This window comes from Lacrimispora sinapis (assembly GCF_043633585.1).
Lineage (GTDB): Bacteria > Bacillota > Clostridia > Lachnospirales > Lachnospiraceae > Lacrimispora > Lacrimispora sinapis.
Window position 1 is genome coordinate 1669276 of sequence record NZ_CP141832.1, and the last position, 24224, is coordinate 1693499.

Annotated in this window: 25 protein-coding genes; all 25 read left to right on the forward strand. The window is 39.7% G+C overall.

What is annotated here, in order from left to right; translation table 11 throughout:
• Positions 1–139: 139 nt before the first annotated feature.
• The 25 genes from VIG27_RS07710 to VIG27_RS07830 all read left to right on the forward strand — a co-directional run bounded on the left by VIG27_RS07710 (position 140) and on the right by VIG27_RS07830 (position 24066).
• Positions 140–724 carry a hypothetical protein gene (locus VIG27_RS07710; protein WP_394526889.1) on the forward strand — a complete coding sequence of 195 codons (585 nt, stop codon included), beginning with the start codon at positions 140–142 and terminating at the stop codon, positions 722–724.
• A gap of 66 nt (positions 725–790) precedes the next feature.
• Positions 791–1132 (forward strand): hypothetical protein, encoded by a 342-nt coding sequence (locus tag VIG27_RS07715; protein ID WP_394526891.1) that lies wholly within the window; start codon positions 791–793, stop codon positions 1130–1132.
• Between the two features lie 217 nt (positions 1133–1349).
• Entirely contained in the window at positions 1350–1694 is a 345-nt protein-coding gene (gene tnpA / locus VIG27_RS07720; protein WP_394523289.1) for an IS66 family insertion sequence element accessory protein TnpA, read from the forward strand.
• Positions 1687–2043, forward strand: coding sequence for an IS66 family insertion sequence element accessory protein TnpB (gene tnpB / locus VIG27_RS07725; protein ID WP_394523288.1), 357 nt, complete (start codon positions 1687–1689; stop codon positions 2041–2043). The genes tnpA and tnpB overlap by 8 nt, the downstream gene beginning before the upstream one ends.
• A 104-nt stretch (positions 2044–2147) precedes the next feature.
• Positions 2148–3815, forward strand: coding sequence for an IS66 family transposase (tnpC, locus tag VIG27_RS07730; RefSeq protein WP_394526893.1), 1668 nt, complete (start codon positions 2148–2150; stop codon positions 3813–3815).
• Positions 3816–3903: 88 nt separating this feature from the next.
• Positions 3904–6747, forward strand: a complete 2844-nt coding sequence (locus VIG27_RS07735) for a phage tail tape measure protein (RefSeq protein ID WP_394526897.1) — start codon at positions 3904–3906, stop codon at positions 6745–6747.
• A 2-nt stretch (positions 6748–6749) separates the two neighbouring features.
• Positions 6750–7112 (forward strand): hypothetical protein, encoded by a 363-nt coding sequence (locus VIG27_RS07740; protein WP_394526900.1) that lies wholly within the window; start codon positions 6750–6752, stop codon positions 7110–7112.
• A 16-nt stretch (positions 7113–7128) separates the two neighbouring features.
• On the forward strand, positions 7129–8946 hold the full coding sequence (locus VIG27_RS07745; protein ID WP_394526902.1) for a hypothetical protein: 1818 nt from the start codon (positions 7129–7131) through the stop codon (positions 8944–8946).
• A 10-nt stretch (positions 8947–8956) separates the two neighbouring features.
• Complete coding sequence (locus VIG27_RS07750) at positions 8957–10348, forward strand: hypothetical protein (RefSeq protein WP_394526905.1); 1392 nt, start codon at positions 8957–8959, stop codon at positions 10346–10348.
• Between the two features lie 77 nt (positions 10349–10425).
• Positions 10426–10839 (forward strand): phage holin family protein, encoded by a 414-nt coding sequence (locus tag VIG27_RS07755; RefSeq protein WP_394526907.1) that lies wholly within the window; start codon positions 10426–10428, stop codon positions 10837–10839.
• Complete coding sequence (locus tag VIG27_RS07760) at positions 10826–11593, forward strand: N-acetylmuramoyl-L-alanine amidase family protein (RefSeq protein WP_394526909.1); 768 nt, start codon at positions 10826–10828, stop codon at positions 11591–11593. The genes VIG27_RS07755 and VIG27_RS07760 overlap by 14 nt, the downstream gene beginning before the upstream one ends.
• A 120-nt stretch (positions 11594–11713) precedes the next feature.
• On the forward strand, positions 11714–12124 hold the full coding sequence (locus VIG27_RS07765; RefSeq protein ID WP_394526912.1) for a recombinase family protein: 411 nt from the start codon (positions 11714–11716) through the stop codon (positions 12122–12124).
• Positions 12121–13401 carry a recombinase family protein gene (locus VIG27_RS07770; RefSeq protein WP_394526914.1) on the forward strand — a complete coding sequence of 427 codons (1281 nt, stop codon included), beginning with the start codon at positions 12121–12123 and terminating at the stop codon, positions 13399–13401. Before VIG27_RS07765 ends, VIG27_RS07770 begins: the two co-directional genes overlap by 4 nt.
• The gene (locus tag VIG27_RS07775) at positions 13319–14680 is read left to right on the forward strand and encodes a recombinase family protein (RefSeq protein WP_394527449.1); all 1362 of its coding nucleotides are present in this window, start codon (positions 13319–13321) and stop codon (positions 14678–14680) included. The genes VIG27_RS07770 and VIG27_RS07775 overlap by 83 nt, the downstream gene beginning before the upstream one ends.
• A gap of 258 nt (positions 14681–14938) precedes the next feature.
• Complete coding sequence (locus VIG27_RS07780) at positions 14939–15127, forward strand: helix-turn-helix domain-containing protein (RefSeq protein WP_394526917.1); 189 nt, start codon at positions 14939–14941, stop codon at positions 15125–15127.
• Between the two features lie 16 nt (positions 15128–15143).
• A complete protein-coding gene (locus VIG27_RS07785; RefSeq protein WP_394526919.1) occupies positions 15144–15896 on the forward strand; it encodes a hypothetical protein in 753 nt (250 codons plus the stop codon).
• Between the two features lie 4 nt (positions 15897–15900).
• Entirely contained in the window at positions 15901–17169 is a 1269-nt protein-coding gene (locus VIG27_RS07790; RefSeq protein ID WP_394526921.1) for an McrB family protein, read from the forward strand.
• The gene (locus VIG27_RS07795) at positions 17166–18398 is read left to right on the forward strand and encodes an McrC family protein (protein WP_394526924.1); all 1233 of its coding nucleotides are present in this window, start codon (positions 17166–17168) and stop codon (positions 18396–18398) included. The genes VIG27_RS07790 and VIG27_RS07795 overlap by 4 nt, the downstream gene beginning before the upstream one ends.
• A 13-nt stretch (positions 18399–18411) precedes the next feature.
• Positions 18412–19194, forward strand: coding sequence for a DNA-methyltransferase (locus VIG27_RS07800; RefSeq protein WP_394526927.1), 783 nt, complete (start codon positions 18412–18414; stop codon positions 19192–19194).
• A complete protein-coding gene (locus tag VIG27_RS07805; RefSeq protein WP_394526932.1) occupies positions 19133–20239 on the forward strand; it encodes a DNA cytosine methyltransferase in 1107 nt (368 codons plus the stop codon). The genes VIG27_RS07800 and VIG27_RS07805 overlap by 62 nt, the downstream gene beginning before the upstream one ends.
• Before the next feature lie 290 nt (positions 20240–20529).
• On the forward strand, positions 20530–21222 hold the full coding sequence (locus tag VIG27_RS07810) for a hypothetical protein (protein ID WP_394526934.1): 693 nt from the start codon (positions 20530–20532) through the stop codon (positions 21220–21222).
• Positions 21223–21574: 352 nt separating this feature from the next.
• Complete coding sequence (locus tag VIG27_RS07815; RefSeq protein WP_394526936.1) at positions 21575–21700, forward strand: hypothetical protein; 126 nt, start codon at positions 21575–21577, stop codon at positions 21698–21700.
• Positions 21697–22536 (forward strand): hypothetical protein, encoded by an 840-nt coding sequence (locus VIG27_RS07820; RefSeq protein WP_394526939.1) that lies wholly within the window; start codon positions 21697–21699, stop codon positions 22534–22536. The genes VIG27_RS07815 and VIG27_RS07820 overlap by 4 nt, the downstream gene beginning before the upstream one ends.
• A 49-nt stretch (positions 22537–22585) precedes the next feature.
• Positions 22586–23134, forward strand: coding sequence for a hypothetical protein (locus VIG27_RS07825; protein WP_394526941.1), 549 nt, complete (start codon positions 22586–22588; stop codon positions 23132–23134).
• Positions 23119–24066 (forward strand): hypothetical protein, encoded by a 948-nt coding sequence (locus VIG27_RS07830; protein ID WP_394526943.1) that lies wholly within the window; start codon positions 23119–23121, stop codon positions 24064–24066. Before VIG27_RS07825 ends, VIG27_RS07830 begins: the two co-directional genes overlap by 16 nt.
• The last annotated feature ends 158 nt before the right edge of the window (positions 24067–24224 follow it).

The following is a 24224-nucleotide window of genomic DNA, read 5'->3' on the forward strand; positions in this document are numbered from 1 at the left end:
ATATATGAAGGCAATGAAATATATACTAAATTTAATGGGATAACATCATTGGATATAAAAATCCCAGTTTATTGAAATGTTGAACGGAGCGAAAAATTGGAATTTGTTGTTTTATAAATAACTATTACAAGGGCAAAGAATGAATAATAATATATACGATTCAGAATATCCATACGGATGCAGAGAAATAGATTTAAAAGCTTATAATAAAGAGAATACAGGTTTAGGTGTGCTATGCCAGTTTAGCAAAGGAGACATTCTGGATGAAAATGAACGAAAAAAGATATTTAAGAATATAAAATCGGGATGTAAAGAGAAGAAAGTGTGGGCTTTGCTCGGTGGAACTGAAAAGAATCAATGGATTTGTTTACAAGTTGCCAGTGCAAGTAATATATCAGAAGAAATTATATCTGATATAAAATGTATGCTACCAATAACTTCAAAAGATACTAGACCATGGAAAAGCCAATTTCATGAAAAGGTATTTGTAGTCCAGTATGGATTAGATGTAAGATGTCAAAAATACAGAGATATGTTTGAACGTTTTAGTAGTTTTAGTATTATTATAATCGAACCTAAGACATATCTGAAAGATAGTAATAACATTTATAATTCAGTGAAATATGCGGAAGTAAAGTATGCATATGACACACAAGCATTATATTGGAATGCTATTAAAGAGGAACATGAAATTTTAAGAAAAATCCAGCAAAAACAAGAATAATAGATTGTTTCAAAATTCAGTTGAGTACACACAAATTCCAAGTTATAAAGGAGATTGGTTCAATATATGTATAGTGATGATTGGTTAAAGCTGGGATTTCAGCATGGTGAACGGATTAAAGTTTCAACTATGGTGGATTATGTAATCTGGACAGATAGCAAAGACTGTGTTGTTGGGGTTACAATTCATTTTGAAGAAGCAGACGACTATCATTATGATTTGCCTATTGAAGAATGGATGAAATTTATCACAAAAGTTTTGAAGAACTCTAATGTAGAGAAGACTCCAAATTTATTCAAAGATTTCTTATATGAAAATAAAGGAATGTTTGCGTTTGAGGACGTATTAGACACTTATCAGATTAAGTATGATAAGATAGCATTTTTGGATTTAAATTATTTTGATTAGAAATTGAATATTATAAACAATAATACATAGGCATCGGTCAGAAATGGCAGGTGTCTTTTCTATACATTGTTGAGCCTTAATTGGCTCATTTTTTCTGTCCAAACGTAAATGGTAAATAACTCGTCTACTTTTGGATTCCTCATAAAATTGAGATAATGGTGTAAAGTTGAAAAAGTTTCTAACAAACTTTCACACAGAACTCAAGGAGGAACTCCACATGGACACAAGACTTGCAACCAACCAGATCCGACTCAGTGAGTGGACCAGAATTATTAAAGACCGTTGTCAAAGTGGTCTGAACGTCAATGAATACTGTGAACAGCACCAGCTATCACGTCATGCCTATTACTACTGGCTAAGAAAAGTAAAAGAAGCTGCTCTGATACATAACAGCTTTGTTGAACTGCCGACTCTCCAGGAAAAAACTGTTCCTGTTTCAATAAGTGAAAATCTTTCTACTTATCAAATGACCATTGCTATTGGAAATACTATATTGGGAGTTAGTGAATCAACTTCAATGGAACTTCTCTCCAGAGTGCTGAAGGTGGTTCGTAATGCTTAATGATGCTGTTGGTTTTAAGCACATTTATATCTGTACTGGATATGTGGATCTGCGCCGAGGGGTGGATGGACTGGCAGCTATCATCAGTGGCTCTTTTGGGCTTGATCCAACGGAACCCGGAAGTATTTACCTGTTTTGCGGAAGAAAAACAGACCGGATGAAAGCACTTTTGTATGAGGGTGACGGCTGGCTGCTTTTATATAAGAGACTAACAAACGGTCATCTAAACTGGCCACGCAGTACCCAGGAAGCACAATCAATTACCCACCAGCAATTCCGATGGCTGATGGAGGGGCTTTCCATTGAGCAGAAAAGGAGGATATCCAAGGTAAAACCGGAGATCTATTAACTCCCGACTATACAAAGTATCTTGACAGCTAAATCCTTTATCCTAAAGCTAAAAAACACCAGAAATATACTGAATTTCAGAGCTTTTCATGGTATAATAATCCTATGGAAAAGATTACTATTACTAAGGATGAACTGAATAATCTCTCTAAAGATATGATTGTTATGCTATACTTGCAGCTGCATGAAAGTTTCCAGCTTATTTCGGAGCAGAATACTACCATTCAAAAGCAGAATGAGCAGATGCTCCATCAAGTTGAAAGTATGAAGGAACAAATCTCCATTCTTACACAGAATCGGTTTGGCAGGAAATCTGAGAAGACTCTGCCGACAGAAGGGCAATTATCTTTTGACTTTGAAAATCTGTGTATCTTCAATGAGGCTGAGTCACTGACTGAGAATGGAATTTCCGAAGAACTGGATATGGAAACAGTCCTTGTTCGTAAGCGCAAGCCTCGTTCCAAGGGAAAGCGTGATATTAATCTGAAGGATATCGATACTATCGTCGTTTCACATGAACGTACGGAAAAAGAGCTCTCAGAACATTTCCCCAAGGGATGGCATAATCTGCCAGATGAAATATACAAAGAGTTAAAGTATGTACCGGCTCACTTCGAAGTACTGGAGCATCACATCAAAGTATATGCCGGAAATCATGATAACGGCGGGATTCTTCGCGCAGAGGTTCCTCTGCGTTTATTAAGTCACAGCATACTTACCCCGGAACTGGCAGGCGCCATCATTAACGCCAAATATGTCAATGCAGTACCATTAAACCGGCTTTCTGAAGAGTTTTTAAGAAATGATGTTAACATTCCAAGACAAGACATGGCCGGCTGGCTGATCCGTATTTATCAATACTATCTTGGCCCGGTACGTGACATGATGAAGGCAGAGATTATGAAAAGCCATCATATACACTGTGACGAGACCCCCTTTGTAATGCCGGAGAAAAGCAAGCAGTACATGTGGGTCTACCATTCACCTGGCAGTTCAGAAAAACCACCGGTTTTCCTTTACGAGTATCCAGGGACGAGAGGAACTGCCGCTCCAAGAGAATTCCTAAAAGGATACAAAGGGACTCTTGTAACAGATGGTTATCAGGTATATCACACCCTGGCGAAAGAACGGTCTGATGATCTGAAGGTTGCCGGATGCTGGTCTCATGCCAGAAGACGATTCGCTGAGATTGTAAAAGCCAGTGGAAAAAACGGCCCTTCCACATCTGGACAGAAAATAGCAGCTGAAGCAGTAAAAAGAATTGCTGCAATCTATCATGTAGATCATATGTATGAAAAATCATTCGATGAGGAAAGGCTGGATCATAGAAAAAACTCAGTCAAGCCTCTTGTGGATGCTTATTTTGAGTGGGTAAAAGAGTATGCCGGTAAAACGGGACTGGATAAAAGTTCAAAACTGGCAGGTGCTCTTAATTATTCCATCCATCAGGAACAGTTTTTAAGAGTATTTCTGGAGGATCCGGAAATACCTCTTGATAACAATGATGCAGAAAGAAGTGTCCGTTCATTCTGTGTTGGTAAACACAGCTGGCACATCATCGATTCGAAGAACGGCGCAGAGGCTAGCGCTGCCTTATATAGTATTGCTGAAACAGCAAAAGCGAATAATCTTAAACCGTATGAGTACTTCTCATATCTGCTAGAACAGTTAATGCACTATCCAAGGAATAATGTTCCAGAAAACAAACTGGCAGAATTAATGCCTTGGTCAGATGAATTGCCAGATCGATGTAGAAAACTAAAAACACGGTAAATATACCGCCGCCCCAATCGGGCGGCGAACTTATTGACCTGGACGGGTTATTTACCATTTACGTCCAAACGTAAGGGAGGGGTATCCATTGGCCAACCGCATACAAGGGATTACGGTGGAAATCGGCGGAGATACCACCAAACTTACAACTGCTTTAAAGGGTGTCAATTCGGAAATCAGAAACACCCAGACCCAGCTAAAGGATGTGGAGAAACTCTTAAAGCTGGATCCCCACAATACGGAACTGCTGGCACAGAAGCAAAGGCTTTTGACAGATGCAATCGGGGAGACGAAAGATAAGCTGGAGGCGTTGAAATCTGCGCAGCAACAGGTACAGCAACAGTTTGAACGCGGCGAGATTACCAAAGATCAGTACGATGCCCTGCAAAGGGAAATCATCGAAACCGAGCAGAATTTAAAGGACCTGGAAAAGCAGGCAAAGGAGACTAATACCTCCCTGTCAGGATTTACGCAGGCGGCGGAGAAGATTGGGAAGTTCGGAGATGCCGCTGCTTCCGCCGGAAAGAAGCTGCTCCCTGTTACCGCAGCCATTACTGCGGCCGGCGGGGCATCTGCCAAGATGGCGATGGATTTTGAGGATGCCATGGCGAAGGTGAATACCATTGCGGATACCACAGAGGTTCCCTTATCGGAACTGGAAAAGGCGATTCTTGACCTGTCCAATCAGACAGGAATCAGTTCCACGGAGATTGCCAGTAATGTCTATGATGCTATTTCTGCGGGACAGAAGACCGGAGATGCGGTCAACTTCGTTTCCAATTCGACCAAACTGGCAAGGGCTGGTTTTGCAGATGCAGGAAGTGCGCTGGATGTCCTGACAACCATTATGAATGCCTATGGTTTGGAGGCATCTGAGGTGGACCGTGTATCCGATGTGCTGATTCAGACACAGAACCTCGGTAAGACCACAGTTGGGGAGTTGTCTTCCTCCATGGGTAAGATTATCCCGACAGCCAAGGCTAATGGTGTGGCATTGGAGCAGGTGGCGGCAGGGTATGCCATTATGACTTCCAATGGTGTGGCAACTGCAGAATCCACTACCTACATGAACTCCATGCTGAACGAGCTTGGAAAATCCGGCACGAAGGTGTCGGACACCTTAAAAGAGAAAACAGGAAAGTCCTTTCTGGAACTGATGCAGGAGGGAGCCAGCCTTTCCGATGTACTGCAGATAATTTCTGATAGTGCAAAGGAGCAGGGGCTGGCTTTTGGTGATTTATGGGGCAGTGCAGAAGCAGGAAAAGCCGGATTGATTCTGCTTGGGGACAGTGCGGCAGCCTTTAATGGAACCTTGGAACAGATGCAGAATTCTACCGGAGCAACGGAGACGGCTTTCGGAAAACTGAACACCAATTCTTACACTATACAGAAGTCATTAAACCAGTTAAAGAACACAGCCATTGAACTGGGGTCTGCCATTATGAGTGTACTGGCTCCGATTATTATGGCACTGGCAGAGAAAATTCAGGCATTCACCACATGGTTTTCCGGACTGTCAGATGGTACCAAAAAGATGATTGTAATCATTGCAGGTATTGTGGCGGCTGTCGGTCCGGTACTGATTATCATAGGTAAGATTGCCACGGGAATCAGTGCAGTAATGAGTCTGGCCGGCATGATAGCACCTGCCATTTCTGCTTTGATTCCAGTCATTGCCAGTTTGGGTGTACCAATCTTGGCTATTATTGCTGTGATAGTGGCGGTGATTGCCATTGGTAAGCTGTTGATTGCTCACTGGGATGAAATCAAGGCTGCGTGCATCAGCATATGGAATGCGGTAAAGGAGTTCTTTACAGGACTGTGGGAAAGCATTAAGCAGACAGCCAGCGCGGCATGGACAGCGATTTCCCAGTTCTTCTTCACCATCTTGACAGGAATTTCCACGGCGGCACAGACCATCTGGAGTGGGATTGCCACATTTTTCTCCGCTTTGTGGGAAGGTATCAAGAACCTGTTCCAGACTATGTTGACGGTAATTTCAACTATTGTCACGACCTACTTCAACATTTATAAGACCATTATCACCACGGTGCTGACAGCAATCCAGACCATTTTCACTACGGTTTGGGATGCCATCAAGACAGTGGTCATAACAGTGGTAACGGCGGTGCAGACATTCCTTATTACGGCTTGGAATACGATTCAGACAGTTATTACCACCGTTCTGAATGCGATTCAGAGCATCGTTTCTTCGGTATGGAATGGTATTAAAAATGTAGTATCCACGGTCATGAGTACGGTACAGAACGTGGTAAGCACAGCCTGGAATGCTGTGAAGAATACGGTATCTACGGTGCTGAATGCCATCAAAACCACTGTTACAAATATTTTCAATAACATCGTAAACGGCATAAGCAGTTCCATGAGCAACGTATACAATGCCGTAAAGAATGGGTTTGAGAAAGCAGCCGGATATATCAAGGGACTTGCTTCCAGTGCATGGAATTGGGGCGTGGATATTGTCAATGGAATCGCAGACGGTATCCGTAATGCCGTTGGAAATGTGGTGGATGCGGTCAAAAGCATAGCGGACAAGATTGCGGCATTCCTCCATTTCTCCGTTCCGGACGAAGGACCGCTTACGGAATACGAATCCTGGATGCCGGACTTCATGGAGGGGTTGGCAAAGGGCATTGAAAAGAGCCGGGGGTTAGTGGAAAACGCCGTAAAAGGCGTGGCTTCCGATATGGTAGTCAGCCCGCAGGTGCGTACTGCAGATATGATGGCACAGCAGGCGGCATCCACTAATTCCATCAGTCACTTGCTTTCCGGCATAAAGGATACGGTAGGCGGAATCAGTATGGGCGGTGCGGAAACCATCATTATCCCGGTGTACCTTGGCGGTACCCTGCTGGATGAAGTGGTGGTCAATGCACAGAACAGGCAGAATCTCAGATCAGGAGGGCGGTAAACATGGCATTCATTCAATATCTGACCTTTGACAGTGTGCCGCTTCCCATGCCGGATTCCTATGAAATGGAATTGTCCGATGTGGAGGCGGATACCGGAGGGGAAACGGAAGCCGGAACCACACAGAGAGATGTGGTGAGGAGCGGGGTGGTGACCATACCGGTTTCCTTTTCCTTAAGTCCCAAGTGGGTAAAGACCATGACGGAATTTCGCAGGAAGTCCAAGATAACCGTGAAGTATTTTGACACAGAAACGCTGGATATCCGTAAGACAGAGATGTATATAGAGGGTTATAAAGCAAGCCTGGTGAAAGACACCTCTTACAAAGGCTTATGGACGGTATCCTTTACACTGCGGGAATTCTAAGGAAGGTGGTGTTTTCATGTATCCGGTAAGCAAAGCCTTTTTACAAGCGGTGCAGGAGAACACCCGGAAGTTCTGCTGGACTGGGAAAATTACCACAAAAGCAGGTATGGAATATACCTTTAGCAATGAGGACATTGTCAAAGGTTCCGGATATATTACCAGCCAATGCTGCGGAAGTACGGAGATAGAAATCGGAACGGTGTATGCAGCGGAACTGGGAATCACGCTGCTTTCCGGGATTGACCGCTATACTTTGGAGGGGGCGGAAATCAGAGTGAGCTTTCACCTGGAAGTGTCCGATGGTGTGTCTGAGGAAGTCCCTATGGGAATCTTTGAAATCAGTGAGGCAAACCGCACCATACGCTGTCTGGAAATCAAGGCATATGATTACATGCTCCGGTTTGAGAAAAGTTTTAATGAATTTGAAACGGCAGGAAATGCCTATGCGTTCCTGGCTTTGTGCTGTAAAGCATGTAACGTGGAAATGGCACACACTCAGGCAGAGATAGAAGCCATGCCCAATGGCTCAGAGCTGCTGTCGGTTTATACGGATAATGACATTGAAACATACCGGGATGTGCTGTTCTATGTGGGACAGGTGCTTGGCGGGTTTTTCTGCATCAACAGGGAAGGAAAGCTGGAGCTTCGCAAATATGGGAATCAGCCTGTGATGACAGTTTCTGACAGGCAACGGTTTTCCAGCAGCTTCTCGGATTTTATTACCCGGTATACTGCCGTTAGTTCCACTAATATCAAGACACAGGTTTCCGAGTATTACGCATTGGAGCCGGACGATGGTTTAACTATGAACCTTGGCGTGAATCCACTTTTGCAGTTTGGATTGGAAGAAACAAGAAAGACACTGCTGGAAAATATACTTACAGATCTGTCTATTATCCGTTATGTACCTTTTGATTCAGATACCATCGGCAATCCGGCACTGGACTTAGGAGATGTTCTGGTGTTCTCAGGCGGTCATGCGGATGAAAATCAGTTAGCCTGCGTCACCGGATATCAGGTGAAAATTAACGGGAAACACACCCTGAAATGCGTAGGTAAGAACCCAAGGCTGGCGCAGGCCAAATCTAAGAACGACAAGAATATTTCCGGTCTGCTGAACCAGATTGAGTCGGGGAAGATAGGAATCCATACCTTTACCAATGCTTCCAAGTATGCGGTGAATGATACAAGTGTGAAAATTATCAGTATTGAGTTTGCTGCGGCAGAGGAAACCCATGTGCAGTTTTTTGCCATAGTTCTGGTAGATGTAACAGCGGCTATGAAGGAGCAGACCGGAACGGCAGCAGGAACCATTGTGGTTCCCATTCCTGCACAGGGCGAAGAGGGAAAGGAAACCACCCAAGATATTTCCGTAAAAGTAGAACTGCCGGTCACGTTTTCAGCAGACGGGAAGGCTTCGGCTTTTGTGAAGTACGAATTCAACGATGAGGAAATTCTGACTCATTATCCGGTAGAGAACTGGGGCAGCGGAAAGCATGTACTGCCGTTGTACTACCCAATCGAAAATCTGATTCCGAACTTCACAAATACGTTCAATGTATATCTGAGAATGGAAGGCGGAAGCGGAACCATAGAAACGGGTGGCTGCATCGCTTCCATCAGCGGACAGGGCATGGCGGCGGCTTTGGCCTGGGACGGAAAGATTACGATAGAAGAAACCATTTCTGCATTCCGGCTTGCAGCAGGGCTTATGGTCAAAGGTTTTACAGAGTCCATCGGCATAGAGACTATGGAATTGGTGCAGAGGCAGATGGCTGATAGTATGGGCAGGATTTCCATTGGCGCATTTGGCTTACCCATGGATACCAGTTAAGGAGGTTATAATGAAGTTAAAAGGAACGATGTCATTGGAACTTACGGATGTAAATACCGGGGAAGTGAAAACAGTGAAAGAGGAAAACATGATTACCAATGCCGTGAATCACATCTTTGGTTTGAACCCGCTGGGGGTTTTTTATGAGGCGGCAGCCAGCATTGACGGGATTGAATGGAACAAAGGGTTACTTCCCATCTGTCCGAACATGATTGGGGGAATCCTGCTGTTCTCCAAAGCACTGGACGAGAATGCAGATAATATTTATTCCTCATCAGATAACCTGCCGGTAGCCTATGCTTCCAACAATGTGAATTCTACGGCAAATGTGGCAAGGGGAAGTTTGAATCTGACGGAGAGTAAGATACTGGAGAATGGCTACAAGTTCGTATGGGAATTTACACCAAGCCAGGGGAATGGAACGATTGCGGCGGCAGCATTAACCAGTGCACAGGGCGGGATAAATGCCTATGGAAGCCTGGTAGATGACAGCGCTACCTTTTTGCAATTAAAGAGTGTGGATATCGGCAGTCTGTCCAATGATAAGCAGTTGGTGCTGTTTGAGACGGTGGAAGTGAATTTTGAGAATGACCTGCTTTACTCGATTACTTATCAGGATTCTGCTGTACGGATACGTAAAGTGCGTGTTCCCATTTTCAGTATCGGACTGAATGAGAAACTGGATGATACCACCTATACGGTATTGGAGGATCAAGTAATCCAGACCATCACCTTCCGTTTTTTAGGAAAGTATACACTCTATGGAGAATTTTTAGATGGTGCTGATGGTTACTGGTACGGATTTTCCAATGAGGGAAATTCCTCCGGCAGTGCTGCCATGGTGTGGGTAAAAATCTCAAAGACTGATTATTCCATGACAGAGGAAGAGTGGGTACTTTCCAATGCAATGCTTATAGATGTGGGAAACCGGGATGAGAGCGGTTCTTACCCGGAGCGGGTTTTGAAATGCTGTATGCGGAAGGGATATCTGTATGTTATGGCAAATAATAAAGAAGGGGTATATAAAATTAATACGGCGAATCCTTCTGATGTAACATTGATTCATTTAGGGTTCACTTCCAAATGGAAACCGCTTTGTGACAAAGGAACCTGCGAGGTTTATATGATCCTGATTGGTGATTTGATTATCGGAGGGGATTTCCAGATTACGATTGATGACAAGGTTATCCAAACTCAGGGGAGCGCAAGACTCAATGATGCGGCAACGCCACTATTCCAGTACAAAAACTTCCTGCTGGGCTGGGGTGGAAGCTACGGTTCCGAATACCGGACCATGTACCTGCTGACGCCTTATCTGGCATCTATTAATAATCTGTCTTCGGCAGTGGTGAAGACAGTAGATAAAACCATGAAGATAACATACACACTGACACAGGAATGAGGATATTCCATTTCACAGTAGCTGGGCAGCTTTCGGGCTGCCTTTTTTGTGCAGAAAAATAAAAGGAGGGCAGCACGATGAAGGATGTTGCAAATACAATGCAGTATGTTTTTGCCGCCATGGGCGGTTCACTTGGAGCAGTACTGGGCGGTTTTGACGGGTTTTTGTATGCACTGATTGTTTTTGTTGTAGTGGATTATATGACCGGAGTGATGGTTGGAATTTTGAATAAGGAACTTTCCAGTCAGATTGGTTTCCGTGGGATTTTCAAGAAGGTGGTGATTTTTTCACTGGTGGCGGTGGCACATATCATTGACACCCATGTGGTTCAGAATGGAAGCGTCTTGCGGACAACCGTGATTTTCTTCTATCTGTCCAATGAGGGGATTTCCATTCTGGAAAATGCCGCTTTGATTGGACTTCCCATTCCAAAGAAGATGAAGGATGTCCTGGAGCAGTTGGAGGAGAATGAAAATCATGAAGATAAATAGGAACTATGTGTCATCTAATAACACTTACAGCAGAAATAATCCGCAGTATATCGTAATTCACAATACTGACAACTTCCGTGCCGGAGCGGATGCCTTGACTCATGCCAAAGCACAGTTTTATGGGAACTTAAGCACCTCCGTTCATTATTATACGGATGATGGTGACACGGTGTACCAGGCGGCTTCCAATGAGCGTGGGTGCTGGCACGTAGGGGTAAATTATGGCGGGCGGCTGTTTGGAACCGTGAACAACAAGAATAGTATCGGTGTGGAAATGTGTGTGCAAGCAGGGTATGACTTTAATAAGGCGTTTGCAAACATTGTGGCATTTGTTCGTCAGTTGATGGCGGAGACGGGGATTCCGGCGGACAGGGTGGTACAGCATTATGATGTGTGTGCCAAGAACTGCCCGTCACAAATCCGGGCGAAGGGCATGTGGGAGGAATTCAAGCGGCAGATTCAAAGCGGTGGTTCTGGTGATAATGAGGGCGATTCTTCCTATGGAAAGGAGTATGTACAGTTTATAGAAAGTATGCCTTTTGAAAACTATAAGGTGAAGGTGTCTATCCCGGATTTGCATATCCGCAATGGTCCCGGCACAAATTACGGAAAACAGCCAGGTTTTACCGGAATCGGTATCTTTACCATCGTAGAGGAATCTGTGGGGCAGGGAGCCGCAAAATGGGGGCTGTTGAAATCCTATCAGAAGAACAGGAATGGCTGGATTTCCTTGGATTATGCTGCCCGTTTTTAGATGCTGGTAGGCCCGGAATAAAACAGAAGAAAAGGCGGTGGAAACCGCTGGATTGCTTGACTTTATAGCGGTTCAGAGTGATTAATAGACTACCAAAAAATGAAAGGAGTTCTTATTATTATGGTAGTTTCAGGTAAGGTAAAAAAAGCAGCATTCTACTGTAGAATGAACCATAGCAACCATGATTACACGCAGTTTCTGGGGGAAATCCAGAAGGTTCTTGACGGAAGATACGGAGCAGGGAACTGGAAAATGACATTGTTCTTTGAGGTAGAGTCCGGTACAAATCCGAATCGGGAAAAGTTCCTCCAGCTAAAGTCGGAGATTCGGGCTGGTAAGTGGGATGTGGTGGTGACGATGACAGCGGATACCATAGCAAGGGATTGGAAACAGTTCATGGAATTTATGGAAGTATGTAAGGAAAATAGTGTGGAGGTCATCTGCACCCGTGGACCAGAAGATGCTGAACCTATATATAAACGGATTCAGCAGTTTGTCCGGGATTATTTTGAAGGAAGTGATTGCCCATGAAAATCCGAATACTGGAACCTGTTTTCCAAGGGTTACAAAAGAAAAAGCGTGTCTGTGCTTATGCCAGGGTGTCTTCAGACAGCAAAAGGCAGGAGGACTCGCTGGAAAATCAGACAGATACCTATGAGCGTCTGATTACTTCCAACCCGGAGTATGAGTTTGCCGGAGTCTATGCTGACCAGGGAATCTCCGGCTACTGTGAGAGCCGTCCACAGTTCCAGAAAATGCTGGGAAAAGCAAGGGCAGGGGAAATCGATTTAATCATAACAAAGTCAATATCGAGATTTGCGAGAAATACCGTCACCGTTCTGAAAGTTGCAAGAGAGCTGAAAGAACTGGGTATCGGTATTTTTTTTGAAGAACAGAATATCAACACCCTTTCCGGGGACGGTGAGATGATGCTTGCCGTCCTTGCTTCTTTTGCACAGGAAGAGAGCCGGAGCATGAGCGAGAACAACAAGTGGACCATTAAAAAGAAGTTTGAACAGGGGGAAATCATGATTAACACCGAGCGGTTCCTGGGGTATGACAAGGATGAGTATGGTGGATTGGTTATTAACCAGAAAGAAGCATTAGTAGTGGATTTTCTTTATGACATGACCTTGTTCGGATTGGGAAATTCCAGACTGAAAAGCCTGATGAATTTTCTTGGGGTAAAGACTGTGACCGATGCGGAATGGAATGAAAGTACAGTAAATGGGGTGCTGAACAATGAAAAATACAAAGGGGACTATCACCTGCAGAAATACTTCACGCCAGAGAATAAGAGGAACCAGTCAAGGTTAAACCGCGGGGAAGTACAGAGTTACTACATCACAGATAACCACCCGTCTATCGTGAGTGAGGAGAAATGGAACCAGGTACAGGCTGAGCGGGAACGCCGGAAAAAAGAGCGTAATATTGCTACTGGCGGTGCTGAGAAGTACCAGAACAGATATCCGCTGAGCGGAATGCTGATTTGCCCATATTGCGGAAAGAATCTCCGGCGAAGAATGGTTTATAAAGGTAAGATTCAGTGGCTGTGCAGCACTTACATTAAAGAGGGAAAACAAGCCTGTCGGGGAGTGCGGGTGGATAATACAGAGGTCATAAAGAAGAGTATTACAGAACCAACGGTGGTAGAGGAGGTGAACATACATGGCAAGAAACATTACCGTTATACCCGCAAGGCAGATTTCATCAGCGGACGAGAGTATGAGCCAGAGTGCGCGGAAGTTACGGGTGGCGGCATATTGCAGGGTATCAACCGCACAAGAAGAACAGCTATTAAGTTATGAGAACCAGGTGAATTATTACACAACATTTATTAATGAGAATCCCATTTATGAGTATGCAGGTACTTATGCGGATGAGGGCATTTCGGCAACCAATACCAAAAAGAGGGATGAGTTTAAACGTATGATAGCAGACTGCCGGGCAGGGAAGATTGATATGATTATTACAAAATCCATCTCAAGGTTTGCAAGGAATACGCTGGACTGCCTGAATTATGTACGGGAGCTGAAGGAGTTGGGCATTGGAATCATTTTTGAAAAGGAAAATATAAATACACTGGATGCAAAAGGAGAAGTACTGCTTACTATTCTTTCTTCACTGGCACAGGATGAGAGCCGGTCTATTTCTGAGAATTCCACTTGGGGAATACGCAGGAGATTCGAAAAGGGACAGCATAAGATGAGCACCAAACGATTTCTTGGTTATGATACTGACGAGAATGGAAAACTGGTTATCAACAAAAAGCAGGCGCAGGTTGTTAAGCGGTTGTATTCGGAGTTTTTAAGAGGGAAAACGGTTGATTACATTAAGCGGATATTTGAACAGGAAGGCGTGAAGAACTGGGACGGTGGAACGAAGTGGCAGACCACTACTTTGCAGAGTATGCTGGAAAATGAGAAGTACAAAGGTGATGCCATTCTGCAGAAGAGTTATACAACGGATTTTCTGTCAAAAAAGCGGGTTATGAATAACGGAGAAATACAGAAGTTTTATATTGAAGATGACCATGAGGCTATTATAGAGCCGTGGATTTGGGAATGTGTGCAGTTGGAGATTAAGAGAAGAAAGCGGTATCTGCAGGAACATGAAACCAATTCTTATTCTAATAATACGGAGAAGAATCCTTTTGCTTCTAAGATTGTTTGTGGTGTATGCGGAAAAGTGTTTGCTCGGAAAGGTTGGCGGAGCAGTAGAGGTGTTGATAGGAAGGTATGGCAGTGCAGTGAGCGGTATAAGGTGAAAGGTGTAATGGGGTGTGCTAACAGGCAAGTGGAGGAGAGTACATTGGAAAAAGCCTTTGTTATGGCGTGGAATGGAATTTTAGAAAATAAGGAGTACTTTTGGAAGAAGTGGGAAGAACAAAAAAATGGAAAGGATTTGCTTTTGATATATAGGGGAAAAGATTTTCAGGAATTTACCAGAGATTCCGGACCAATAAAGAAGATGGAGACGGATTTCATACTCCGGGTACTGGATTATGTTAAAGTATTTGAAGATGGGACTCTAATGGTGGTGTTTTTGGATGGGACAGAAATTGAGTGTAAAAGTGAAGAAGAATAGAGGGAGTAAGAAGAAATGCCAACTGGGAATTGTATCCTAGTTGGTTTTTTCGCCCATTAGGGGCGTTTTTATAAGCATACTTATAAGGTATATTGTGTCCCCTTTGTTATTCCTCTTTACTCAACTAGGAATAAAATAGCTATTTATATATATTTATAATTATTCATATTTAAGTAAAGATAAAATGAAATATTTAGATTTACATTGTGCTTTTTCTGGTTACTTAGTATAATGGAAACAGTGATAGGAGGAAAAAAGATGGAAACTATTTATGAAAAATGGTCAGATCTTGAAGATGTTGCCGAATACTTAGGGGTTACAAAGGATACGATTCGTAACTGGATAAAAAAGACAGATATTCCGGCTCATAAAATTGGAAGACAATGGAAATTTAAAATATCAGAATTAGACAAATGGATAAAAAGCGGAAATAGTGCTATTGAATAAAGTGGAGGAAGAAGTCATGCCTAGTTACGAAATGATTAATATTGATTTAGAAATGGGAACAAAATATTTGATTAATGAAAGTGCATATTTTCTAGGTGGATTATTTGCTGCGAATGAAGCAGTAACTGTGCGAGAACAAAAATATTATATCGCTCCTGTTAGGCATAATAGTGGATATTTGACACAAGAGGAATTGGAAAAGCATTTCGAACATGTGAAGGCTATTTCTCATAAGTTGTCTAATGAAACGCTGATGTCGCAGACAATCAAGAAAAATGGATTTGATTCAGGAAAGTTTAATAGATTGCAGGGATTTGGAACCTTTTTTAAGACAAGCGGGATTGAGACTATTGAAGATATGATTCCAGAAGTTAAGCGTGCGTTATTTGCATCTTCAAGAGAAGTGCAAAGAAGTTTTATTGTTGGTATGTTTGATGGAAGAGGTTCAATTGATATTGATAAGAATACAAATAATATTCGTTATGTGGTTTTAGATTGCGAGAATGCAGTGGTTGGTAGATTTCTATGTGATGTAGTTGGAAATTATGGGATGAGTCACAACTATAATCAAGCTAGAGAACGATTAGAAGGTGGAAGACCAAGAAAAGATCAATTAAGAATACCAGGGGCTGAAAATTTTGTTTTAAAAATAGGATTTATTTCTGAGAAAAAATTTAAAGTTGCAGCTTCAGTTTATCCAGATTTATATTTTAAGATACAGGAAGAAGATTCTATATTAGACGGGTTAAAGACGCTGGAAAGGAAGTAGAAAAATGGCAGAAAATATAATCTTTTATGGACCTCCTGGAACTGGAAAAACTTATTATATGCAAAAACAAATTGAAAAATATACTGACTATATTATTGATGATGCAGATATAGTAGATTCTTATACAGTAAAATCAGCGGAGTGGCTTCTGATTGCATTAGTGATTATGCAGAATAATAATCCAATGAATTCGAGTGATATTATGTCAAAAATATCTACTCTTAGTTTGGGATATAGTGGAACTGTTTCTGATGTGTTGGAAGATCATTCTATCCAGGACTCTCCACTGGGGTTGACGAGAAGGCAGCCAAGAATATTTTTTGAAGACGGCGGAAAATGGTTTGTAGATAGATTACGGTTGCTGGAGTATGATCCAAACTTTATCAGTAATTATATGAAACATGGTGCTGTTGAAAAAAGATATGATTTTGTTACATTCCATCAATCATTTACATATGAAGATTTTATTGAGGGAATAAGACCGTCAGTTAATCCTACAACTAGATTACTGGATTATGATCCTCAACCGGGTGTGTTTAAACGGATATGTGAGAAAGCTCGTGCAAATAGGGCAAAACAATATGCGTTATTTATTGATGAGATTAATAGGGGAAACATATCAGAGATATTTGGTGAATTAATAAGCTTAATAGAATTGGATAAAAGGGAAGGACAATATTGTGAATTGGAAGCAGTATTACCATATTCAAAGACTGCTTTTAAGGTTCCAAATAATCTTAATATTATTGGAACTATGAATAGTGCAGATAAATCAATTGCGACAATTGATATGGCGTTAAGAAGAAGATTTGAATTTATAAATTTCCCTTGTAATTATAATGTGCTAGAAAAAGCAATATCTTTGAAAGGACTTGATCCACATAATATTGATGGAATAGATGTTATTAAATTGCTAAAAGTTATAAATAAAAGAATAGAGTTGCTGTTAGATTCTGACCATATAATCGGGCATGCATATTTTATGAAGGTGGAAACAGGTAGACAGATAATTTCTGTTATTACTAAAAAAATTATCCCATTACTGGAAGAACATTTTTTTGATGACCTGCAAAAGATACAACTGGTGTTAAATGATATTGATGACACTGGTGCTTTGGTTAAGGATGCTATATATGTACATGAAGAACTCGACCCAGATAAGTTGTTGAATTTTGTTGGTGAATATGTAATTGAACCTAAGAAAATATATCATGTTAACCAGCATGTTATTGTAGCTGGAATTATTAAGATATACAATGGAGTGGCATTATGATGTTGACAGTTTTGGAACATCAAAAAGTTTATATAGGTAAATTTCGTGATGAAACTAAACCCCAAATTTCATATGAGGATGCAAATTTGCTGAGAATGGTAGATTTAAATAACAGAGGTATTTTTAAATGGGGGAACCATTTTTTAATTCCTCAACAGTGGGTTGGAGCAATAGCATTACCGGGGCTTTCCATTGAGATTTTACCAAAAGTCACGGATTATTATGATGAGAATTTTACCAAACGAGTGTTATTGCAGATGTTCAAAGTTGCTAATAATATTCCGACTAAAAAGAACGTTTCTGCAAAGGTTTCCTTTGCTAAAAATGGGCTGATTGAGATTTTAATAGCTAATTTTTTAGATTGTATAGAACATTATATAAAAGAGGGATTTATATCTTCTTATTGTAAAGTTACAAGGAACTTACCAGCAATAAAGGGAAGCATAGATTTTTCAAAGCAGATTAATAAGAATCTGTTAAATCCAACAAGGTTTGTTTGTAGATATTCAAGAATGGAAGTAGATAATCCAGTAAATGGGTTATTAAAATATGTATTGAATGTAATGCAAAAAGTTTCTTGTGACTATTCAAACTGCAAGAGAATTGTAACAGCATTAGTCTATTTTGATGTTGTTAAAGAAATGGATGAAAAGAGTGTGCGTAATAATAATATTCAAATAACAAAAGTAAATCAGAGAGTACAAATTCTTTTACAGTATGCATATCTTTTCTTAGATGGGTATGCTGTTAGTATTAACAATGGAAAGAATACAGTATCGTCAATGTTGTTTGATATGAATAAGGTTTTTGAAAAATTTATTTACAAAAGTTATAGAAAAGTGTTTGGGGGAAAAGTACAGTATCAGAGTGCTAAAAATTATTTGATAACTGACAAAAATAGTGCGGCAAAAAGAATAAATTTAAGGCCTGACTTGTTGATATATTCTCCAGGTGGAGTTAAGATGGTAGTCGATACGAAGTGGAAGAGAATTAGAAAATTTGTAAAAGAGTCAGATGTATATCAGATGAATGCATATGTTTCTGCTATTGATAAAGTTGATACTGCAATATTACTGTATCCTAAGGCAGAAGATGCAAGTGGTGCAGTAGGAGATTATGAATTTACAAATTCTTCTGGTAATAAGGAATTGAAAATAAGAACAGTGGATTTATCATTAATTGCAGATGAAAAAAATTTTTCAGAGCATATAAAATCACTGTTAACATAGAGGAGTTAAAAGAATGAATAGCATAAAATTGATTAATGGAAATTGTCTGGAGGAAATGGAAAAACTTCCAGACAATTCTGTTGATTTAATTGTAACAGACCCCCCATATAATTTGGGAAATTTTATGAGGGCCAGGGATACTAATCTAAAAAAAATGCGAGATAATTTTTTTGGTGATGCTGGCTGGGATGATTTAGAGTTTGAACAATGGGTGCAGCATATGAATGATTTTTTTACTCAATCTAAACGAGTGTTAAAAAAAGGTGGTTCCATGATTGTATTTATGGCAATTATCAAAGTTGAGTCAATAATATCCATAGCTGAGAGTAATGGTCTGTATTATAAGACAACAGGTATTTGGCATAAAACAAATCCTATGCCTAGGAATATGAATTTACATTTTATAAATTCAGTGGAAAGCTGGATTTATTTTACAAATATTACAAGAACAGGAACTTTTAACAATGATAGGAAGGCTTTACACGACTTTGTAGAAAGTTCTGTTGCACCAAAAAGGGAAAAACGCTATGGTGGACATCCTACGCAGAAACCTGAAAGCGTAATACAGCATTTTGTTGATACGTTATCTAATCCTGGAGATGTCGTAATGGACCCTTTTATGGGAAGTGGTACAACCGGTGTTGTTTCAAAACGAACTGGTAGAAGTTTTATCGGAATTGAATTGCAACCGAATTATTTTCAAATTTGTCTAAAAAGAATGGCAGATGAAATGAATGGAGGAGAATACAGAACAGAAGTTATTAACGAGGTGGATGAGAATGCTCAGAGTAGTTGATTTGTTTGCTGGAGTGGGTGGATTATCATATGGATTTATGTTGGCAGGTGCTGAAATATTGGTGGCAAACGAAAAGGATGAAAGTATTGCGCAGGCTTATAAGAAAAACCATCCCAATACAGAAATGATTACAGCAGATATTACCAAATTAGATATACCCAAGATATTTAACAAGTATCTTGGTAAGATAGATATTGTTATAGGAGGGCCACCATGTCAAGGCTTTTCACAAAAAGGTAGTAGAAAAACCATAAATGATCCTAGAAATTTTTTATTTAAATATTATTATGAGGTAGTGAAATACTTAAAGCCAAAATATTTTCTTATGGAGAATGTACCGAATTTGTTAACTACAGAAAAGGGATTATTCAGGAAGGAAATAGAAAAACTCTTTGGTGATATTGGATATTCACTGGACTGTGATGTTCTAAATGCAGCGTTTTTTGGTGTTCCGCAGGTACGGCGTAGAGCGATGATTCTTGGGAAACAAGGAAATCAGATATTAAGATTACCCAAAGCGAGAAATGCAATGGTTACAATAGATGAAGCTATTTCAGATTTACAATATTTGGAGTCTGGAGAGGGAGAAGAAATATCACCTTATATAACTGTACCAAACTCTGCTTATCAAAAAGATATGAGAAAGGGAGCAACTGAGTTACATAATCACGTTGCAACCAGACACTCTAAAGAAGCTATTGAAAAATTAAAATTAATCCCTGTTGGCATGGGTAAAGAGGTATTGCCGGAAGAATTGCTTACCAAATCAATATATAGTGGAACTTGGTCAAGGATGATTGCAGATGAACAGTCGGTTACTATTACTACGAGATTTGATACTCCGTCTTCAGGAAGGTTCACACATCCTACATTAAATAGATGTATTACAGTAAGGGAAGCTGCTAGAATCCAATCATTTCCAGATCGATTTATATTTTATGGTAATAAGTCATCTCAGATGAAACAAGTGGGAAATGCAGTTCCACCACTTTTAGGAAAGGCTGTTGCAGAAGTAATAATCAAAGATTTTAATAGAGAATTGTAGTATATAGCATAGGTTGGAGTAAAAATTTGCCCCAACCTATGCCATAATTACCTTTTGGCAAAAGTTAATAGTTTCGCCATGTAGTATAAAAATAAAGTTCCACCGCATGTGGAGACGGTGGTGTTGCTGGCGCGGAAAGCCCGGTAAATCAAAGATTTGAGGGGATTTGGAAGAAAAATGGACGTGTGGTTTTAGCAGTGATGATTAGTCCGAGGAAACTTATTTTACCCGGGGGTAAATTTATAGGTGTTTCACCCCCGCCATTTTAATTATTAAGGAATATAACGCTTATGACAAAAAAGGAATTAGAAGCATATGCTGCTTTGGTTTTAATAAAAACTGCTCAGATTTGTGAGCCGTTTTCGGCTGATTGGCTTAAAGATAAGCCTGACCTGCAAATAGGCAACTTCGGGATTGAAGTAACAGAAGCTATTGACAAAAAAGACGGAGAGCAACGTCAAATCGATTCAGAGATTCTGAACTGCGAAACATATGAAAATGCTAATACATACATCAACAACCTAAGATATCCGAGGAAATATCGTAGTGAGACTAAGCAACTACCAGGTTCTGAGAGATTTTCTCTTATGAGCGGTGGCGGTTATAACGATAAAAAACCTCTCACTCTCATTGTTAATGCAATCCAGGATAAATCTAGGAAGTTTCTTAAATACCCAGACCACAAGATGTTTTCACGGCGTGGATTGTATATTTCTGATCAAGAATTACGCCCATGTTTGCAACTTTTAGATATCGAGTCAATACTGAAAGCGACAAAAGATAGTGTTTTCGATGTGGTGTTCGTACATCAGCCGCACAGATTAATTGTCGTTGAAAAAGATGATGAACTAACGAAAGAATATCCATTCGACAAAATCAATAGAATCGATGCCATATGTGAGGCTAAGCGAGTTTGCGGCTCTCCCGATTATGAAATTTGCTGTGAGAGAGCTAAAGCGTATAGGGAATCAAATGATTATTAAGCAGTTAATAATAAGGGAGACAACACCCTGTAATTCAAATCTTCAAATAAACAATATACTTCCCATTATCCATATAGTGCAAAGATAAGACTTACTTAAGGGTGATGTATTAATTATGACACAGAAATCTAATAGATGGGGTAGAGAGGTTACCTACTTACTTTAATATGTTAGTATGTTTCGCGATGTAAAAAATTTACATTGCTTTGTATTTTATAAAAAACATATAAAGAACTTAAGTAATGAATAAATAATAGTTTTAGATCAACCGGTTGAAGTGGATTTGGAAATATGTGACGGAGATGTTTTTGATTGGTATGAAGGCTGTACCTATCATTGAAGAGGATAAAAAATGAAAAATCTAAGAAAAGTGTTATGTGCTGTGTTAGTGGGTGATTTGGTTATGGGGATGAATATGGCTACCGTATTTGCTAAGGTAAAGGCATGTCTTATAAATTTAGAGGATAAAATGTTATGACTAAAGAAGATAAAATTTATGAACAATTACTTAAACACGGAGAACCGATGTCTGCACGCGAAATAACAGATACTCTTTATGATACAAAGAAGCATCAGTCAATCGTATTTGGAAGTTTGCAGAAAATGGTAGCAAAAGGACGGGTAGTAAGAGTAGGTGCTCAGCAGCCGTACAAATATACCGTAAATGAGATAAAAATATCTTTTGAAACTGAGGAGATTGATAAGAAATCTCAGATGCCTACAAAAGTTGTAGCTGCAAATTATCGACTTGTTTCAAATGCTATTGAACAGCGTCTACATGATTTTTTTGGTTATATGCAGGAAAGCAACATAGAAATTTATAATGAATTTAGCTTGCAGCATGAGTTGGGGATATTTTTGCGCCAACAATTGCCTGACTATAAGGTACAGTTTGAACGTAACGTATCATTTTTCTGTAAAAACGCAAAGACTATCAAAAAAGAAATCGATATTGTAATTTATAATGATAAATTGAAAGAACGGTATGCTATTGAGTTGAAACATCCGCTCAATGGACAATATCCAGAGCAGATGTATGCATTCGTAAAAGATATTAAATTCATGGAAGAACTTAAAGCGCAGGGCTTTACACAAAACTTTGCTATTGTATTAGTGAATGATCGACTGTTCTATACAGGAAGTAACAACTCAGGAGTCTACAGATATTTTCGAGAAGAGAAAAGAGTATACGGAAAAATATATAAACCAACAGGAGTAGGAAAAATGGAGGATTATATTATTTTAGATGGCAATTACCCAATATGCTGGCTGGATTTGGGAATTCAAAAATATTACATTGTCTCAATAGGATAAATTTCCCATCATCCATAATACAACTGCTTTTTTCTAAAAGGAGGTCAACATGCCGCTGAGTGAATATGAAAAGACCAAAGTTAGGCAAATAGCCAGAACAACAATTAACAACATAAACACGGATGATTATATGTACGACAACCTATATGGCCGTAGATATTCTTTGAATGACGTGAATTCAATACTTAAAAGTATTAACCTTAAGCTGTTACAGGATGAAATTGATCTTTTAACATATAAAGATGAATTTCAAATTATTAAAAGAACAATAATTGCAATCGGCAAAAGTTTATTATTGGAAAAATCAGTATGTTATGACAACACATTGAAATTCGGCATTCTTTGCCTTATGTGGGGTTATGCATCGCAAGGATACGGTCTGTATAGAATAGGTAAAATATTCAGAGATTCTTTGAATACCGACAGGTTTAACAAAAACATATTAAACTCATTTAAATATTTGCAGAAAGATGATATAAAAAAAGCATATTTATTGTGGGAGTATGAAAACCACATTCCGTGGTTGGGAGAATCTTTTTTTACAAAAATTCTATATTTTATAAGCAAGATAATAGACGAATCATGCCCAAAGTGTTAATTAAAGATAGTTTCACGTCAATGAATGCTGCTGCCCTCTTTGGGATTAAACGTTTGACTAATAGGGGATTGGAATACTTTATTGATTATATTTCTGTACTCAGACTTGCAGCAAATGAACTGAATACTACAGCTGAGAAGGTTGAAGAATTTCTGTTTTCCAATTCAAAAAAGATCAGTTCTCAAATAAATAAAAATGAATTACTCGAATATTCTTTTAGACTCTCAAGTAATTATATTGATGAATATAGTCCCCCTACTGTATTGAATCAAGATTTATGTTATAACGAATATGTACCCGACCGACAGGATAATTATCCTATAATGCTGGTTGCTGATGGTAAACCGGAATTGGAAATACCCGAAATGACATATGATTCTAAAATGGTGAACGTGCAAGAGAATTTTTATTCAAATCAAAGAAGCAGAATAATTGTTAATGCTAATATTGAAGCAAATAAATACCATCAATCAATACCAACATATATTTTAACTACAGGGTTTGGAGCAGTTCCAATTTCAGCTAATATTCCGTATTATAATATTCCAGGTGAAATAGCCATCAAAGATCCTCGATACTGGGATTTATATATGAATGCAATAAAAAGAATACTTCCCAATCCTGAAGATGGTAAAATATTTCGGGTATCAATTGTGTATTATGCTGGAAAAAGCAAGGGTTCATTCAGGGATGGAATTCATAAAATAATTAAAGGTATATCTGGAGATAATTGTTTGAAACAAAAATGCGATATCCATTTCTGCATGTATGGATGCAGGCAGCATTCATCAAACATATGGAATGGAAATTGGGGAAGTCTGATTGATATTTTTAAATCTTTATCAAGTCTTGATTTTCGAACTTTAGATGTTATGAAAAATAGATGGTTAAAGGAGAATATAAATATTTCGCCCTTCTTTATATACTTCTAAAAGGCAAGCCACTATTAAACTGGAGAATTAATGATAATTGAAGTGGCACCTTCCCATTATCCGTATAATGCAAAGATAAGATCTGATTAAGAGTGATGTTTTGTTATGGTATGGAAATTTATTAGATGGGGTAGAAAGGTCACCCCTCACTTTAATAT

Bases quoted from the DNA above. Each gene is read 5' to 3' on its own strand.
- VIG27_RS07780 (WP_394526917.1), top strand. From the start codon at position 14,939: ATGGAAACTATTTATGAAAAATGGTCAGATCTTGAAGATGTTGCCGAA.
- VIG27_RS07755 (WP_394526907.1), top strand. From the start codon at position 10,426: ATGAAGGATGTTGCAAATACAATGCAGTATGTTTTTGCCGCCATGGGC.
- VIG27_RS07820 (WP_394526939.1), top strand. From the start codon at position 21,697: ATGACTAAAGAAGATAAAATTTATGAACAATTACTTAAACACGGAGAA.
- VIG27_RS07770 (WP_394526914.1), top strand. From the start codon at position 12,121: ATGAAAATCCGAATACTGGAACCTGTTTTCCAAGGGTTACAAAAGAAA.
- VIG27_RS07745 (WP_394526902.1), top strand. From the start codon at position 7,129: ATGTATCCGGTAAGCAAAGCCTTTTTACAAGCGGTGCAGGAGAACACC.
- tnpA (WP_394523289.1), top strand. From the start codon at position 1,350: ATGGACACAAGACTTGCAACCAACCAGATCCGACTCAGTGAGTGGACC.
- VIG27_RS07765 (WP_394526912.1), top strand. From the start codon at position 11,714: ATGGTAGTTTCAGGTAAGGTAAAAAAAGCAGCATTCTACTGTAGAATG.
- VIG27_RS07825 (WP_394526941.1), top strand. From the start codon at position 22,586: ATGCCGCTGAGTGAATATGAAAAGACCAAAGTTAGGCAAATAGCCAGA.
- VIG27_RS07790 (WP_394526921.1), top strand. From the start codon at position 15,901: ATGGCAGAAAATATAATCTTTTATGGACCTCCTGGAACTGGAAAAACT.
- VIG27_RS07810 (WP_394526934.1), top strand. From the start codon at position 20,530: ATGACAAAAAAGGAATTAGAAGCATATGCTGCTTTGGTTTTAATAAAA.
- VIG27_RS07815 (WP_394526936.1), top strand. From the start codon at position 21,575: ATGAAAAATCTAAGAAAAGTGTTATGTGCTGTGTTAGTGGGTGATTTG.
- VIG27_RS07795 (WP_394526924.1), top strand. From the start codon at position 17,166: ATGATGTTGACAGTTTTGGAACATCAAAAAGTTTATATAGGTAAATTT.
- tnpC (WP_394526893.1), top strand. From the start codon at position 2,148: ATGGAAAAGATTACTATTACTAAGGATGAACTGAATAATCTCTCTAAA.
- VIG27_RS07805 (WP_394526932.1), top strand. From the start codon at position 19,133: ATGGAGGAGAATACAGAACAGAAGTTATTAACGAGGTGGATGAGAATG.
- tnpB (WP_394523288.1), top strand. From the start codon at position 1,687: ATGCTTAATGATGCTGTTGGTTTTAAGCACATTTATATCTGTACTGGA.
- VIG27_RS07750 (WP_394526905.1), top strand. From the start codon at position 8,957: ATGAAGTTAAAAGGAACGATGTCATTGGAACTTACGGATGTAAATACC.
- VIG27_RS07710 (WP_394526889.1), top strand. From the start codon at position 140: ATGAATAATAATATATACGATTCAGAATATCCATACGGATGCAGAGAA.
- VIG27_RS07800 (WP_394526927.1), top strand. From the start codon at position 18,412: ATGAATAGCATAAAATTGATTAATGGAAATTGTCTGGAGGAAATGGAA.
- VIG27_RS07715 (WP_394526891.1), top strand. From the start codon at position 791: ATGTATAGTGATGATTGGTTAAAGCTGGGATTTCAGCATGGTGAACGG.
- VIG27_RS07830 (WP_394526943.1), top strand. From the start codon at position 23,119: ATGCCCAAAGTGTTAATTAAAGATAGTTTCACGTCAATGAATGCTGCT.
- VIG27_RS07740 (WP_394526900.1), top strand. From the start codon at position 6,750: ATGGCATTCATTCAATATCTGACCTTTGACAGTGTGCCGCTTCCCATG.
- VIG27_RS07785 (WP_394526919.1), top strand. From the start codon at position 15,144: ATGCCTAGTTACGAAATGATTAATATTGATTTAGAAATGGGAACAAAA.
- VIG27_RS07775 (WP_394527449.1), top strand. From the start codon at position 13,319: ATGAGCCAGAGTGCGCGGAAGTTACGGGTGGCGGCATATTGCAGGGTA.
- VIG27_RS07760 (WP_394526909.1), top strand. From the start codon at position 10,826: ATGAAGATAAATAGGAACTATGTGTCATCTAATAACACTTACAGCAGA.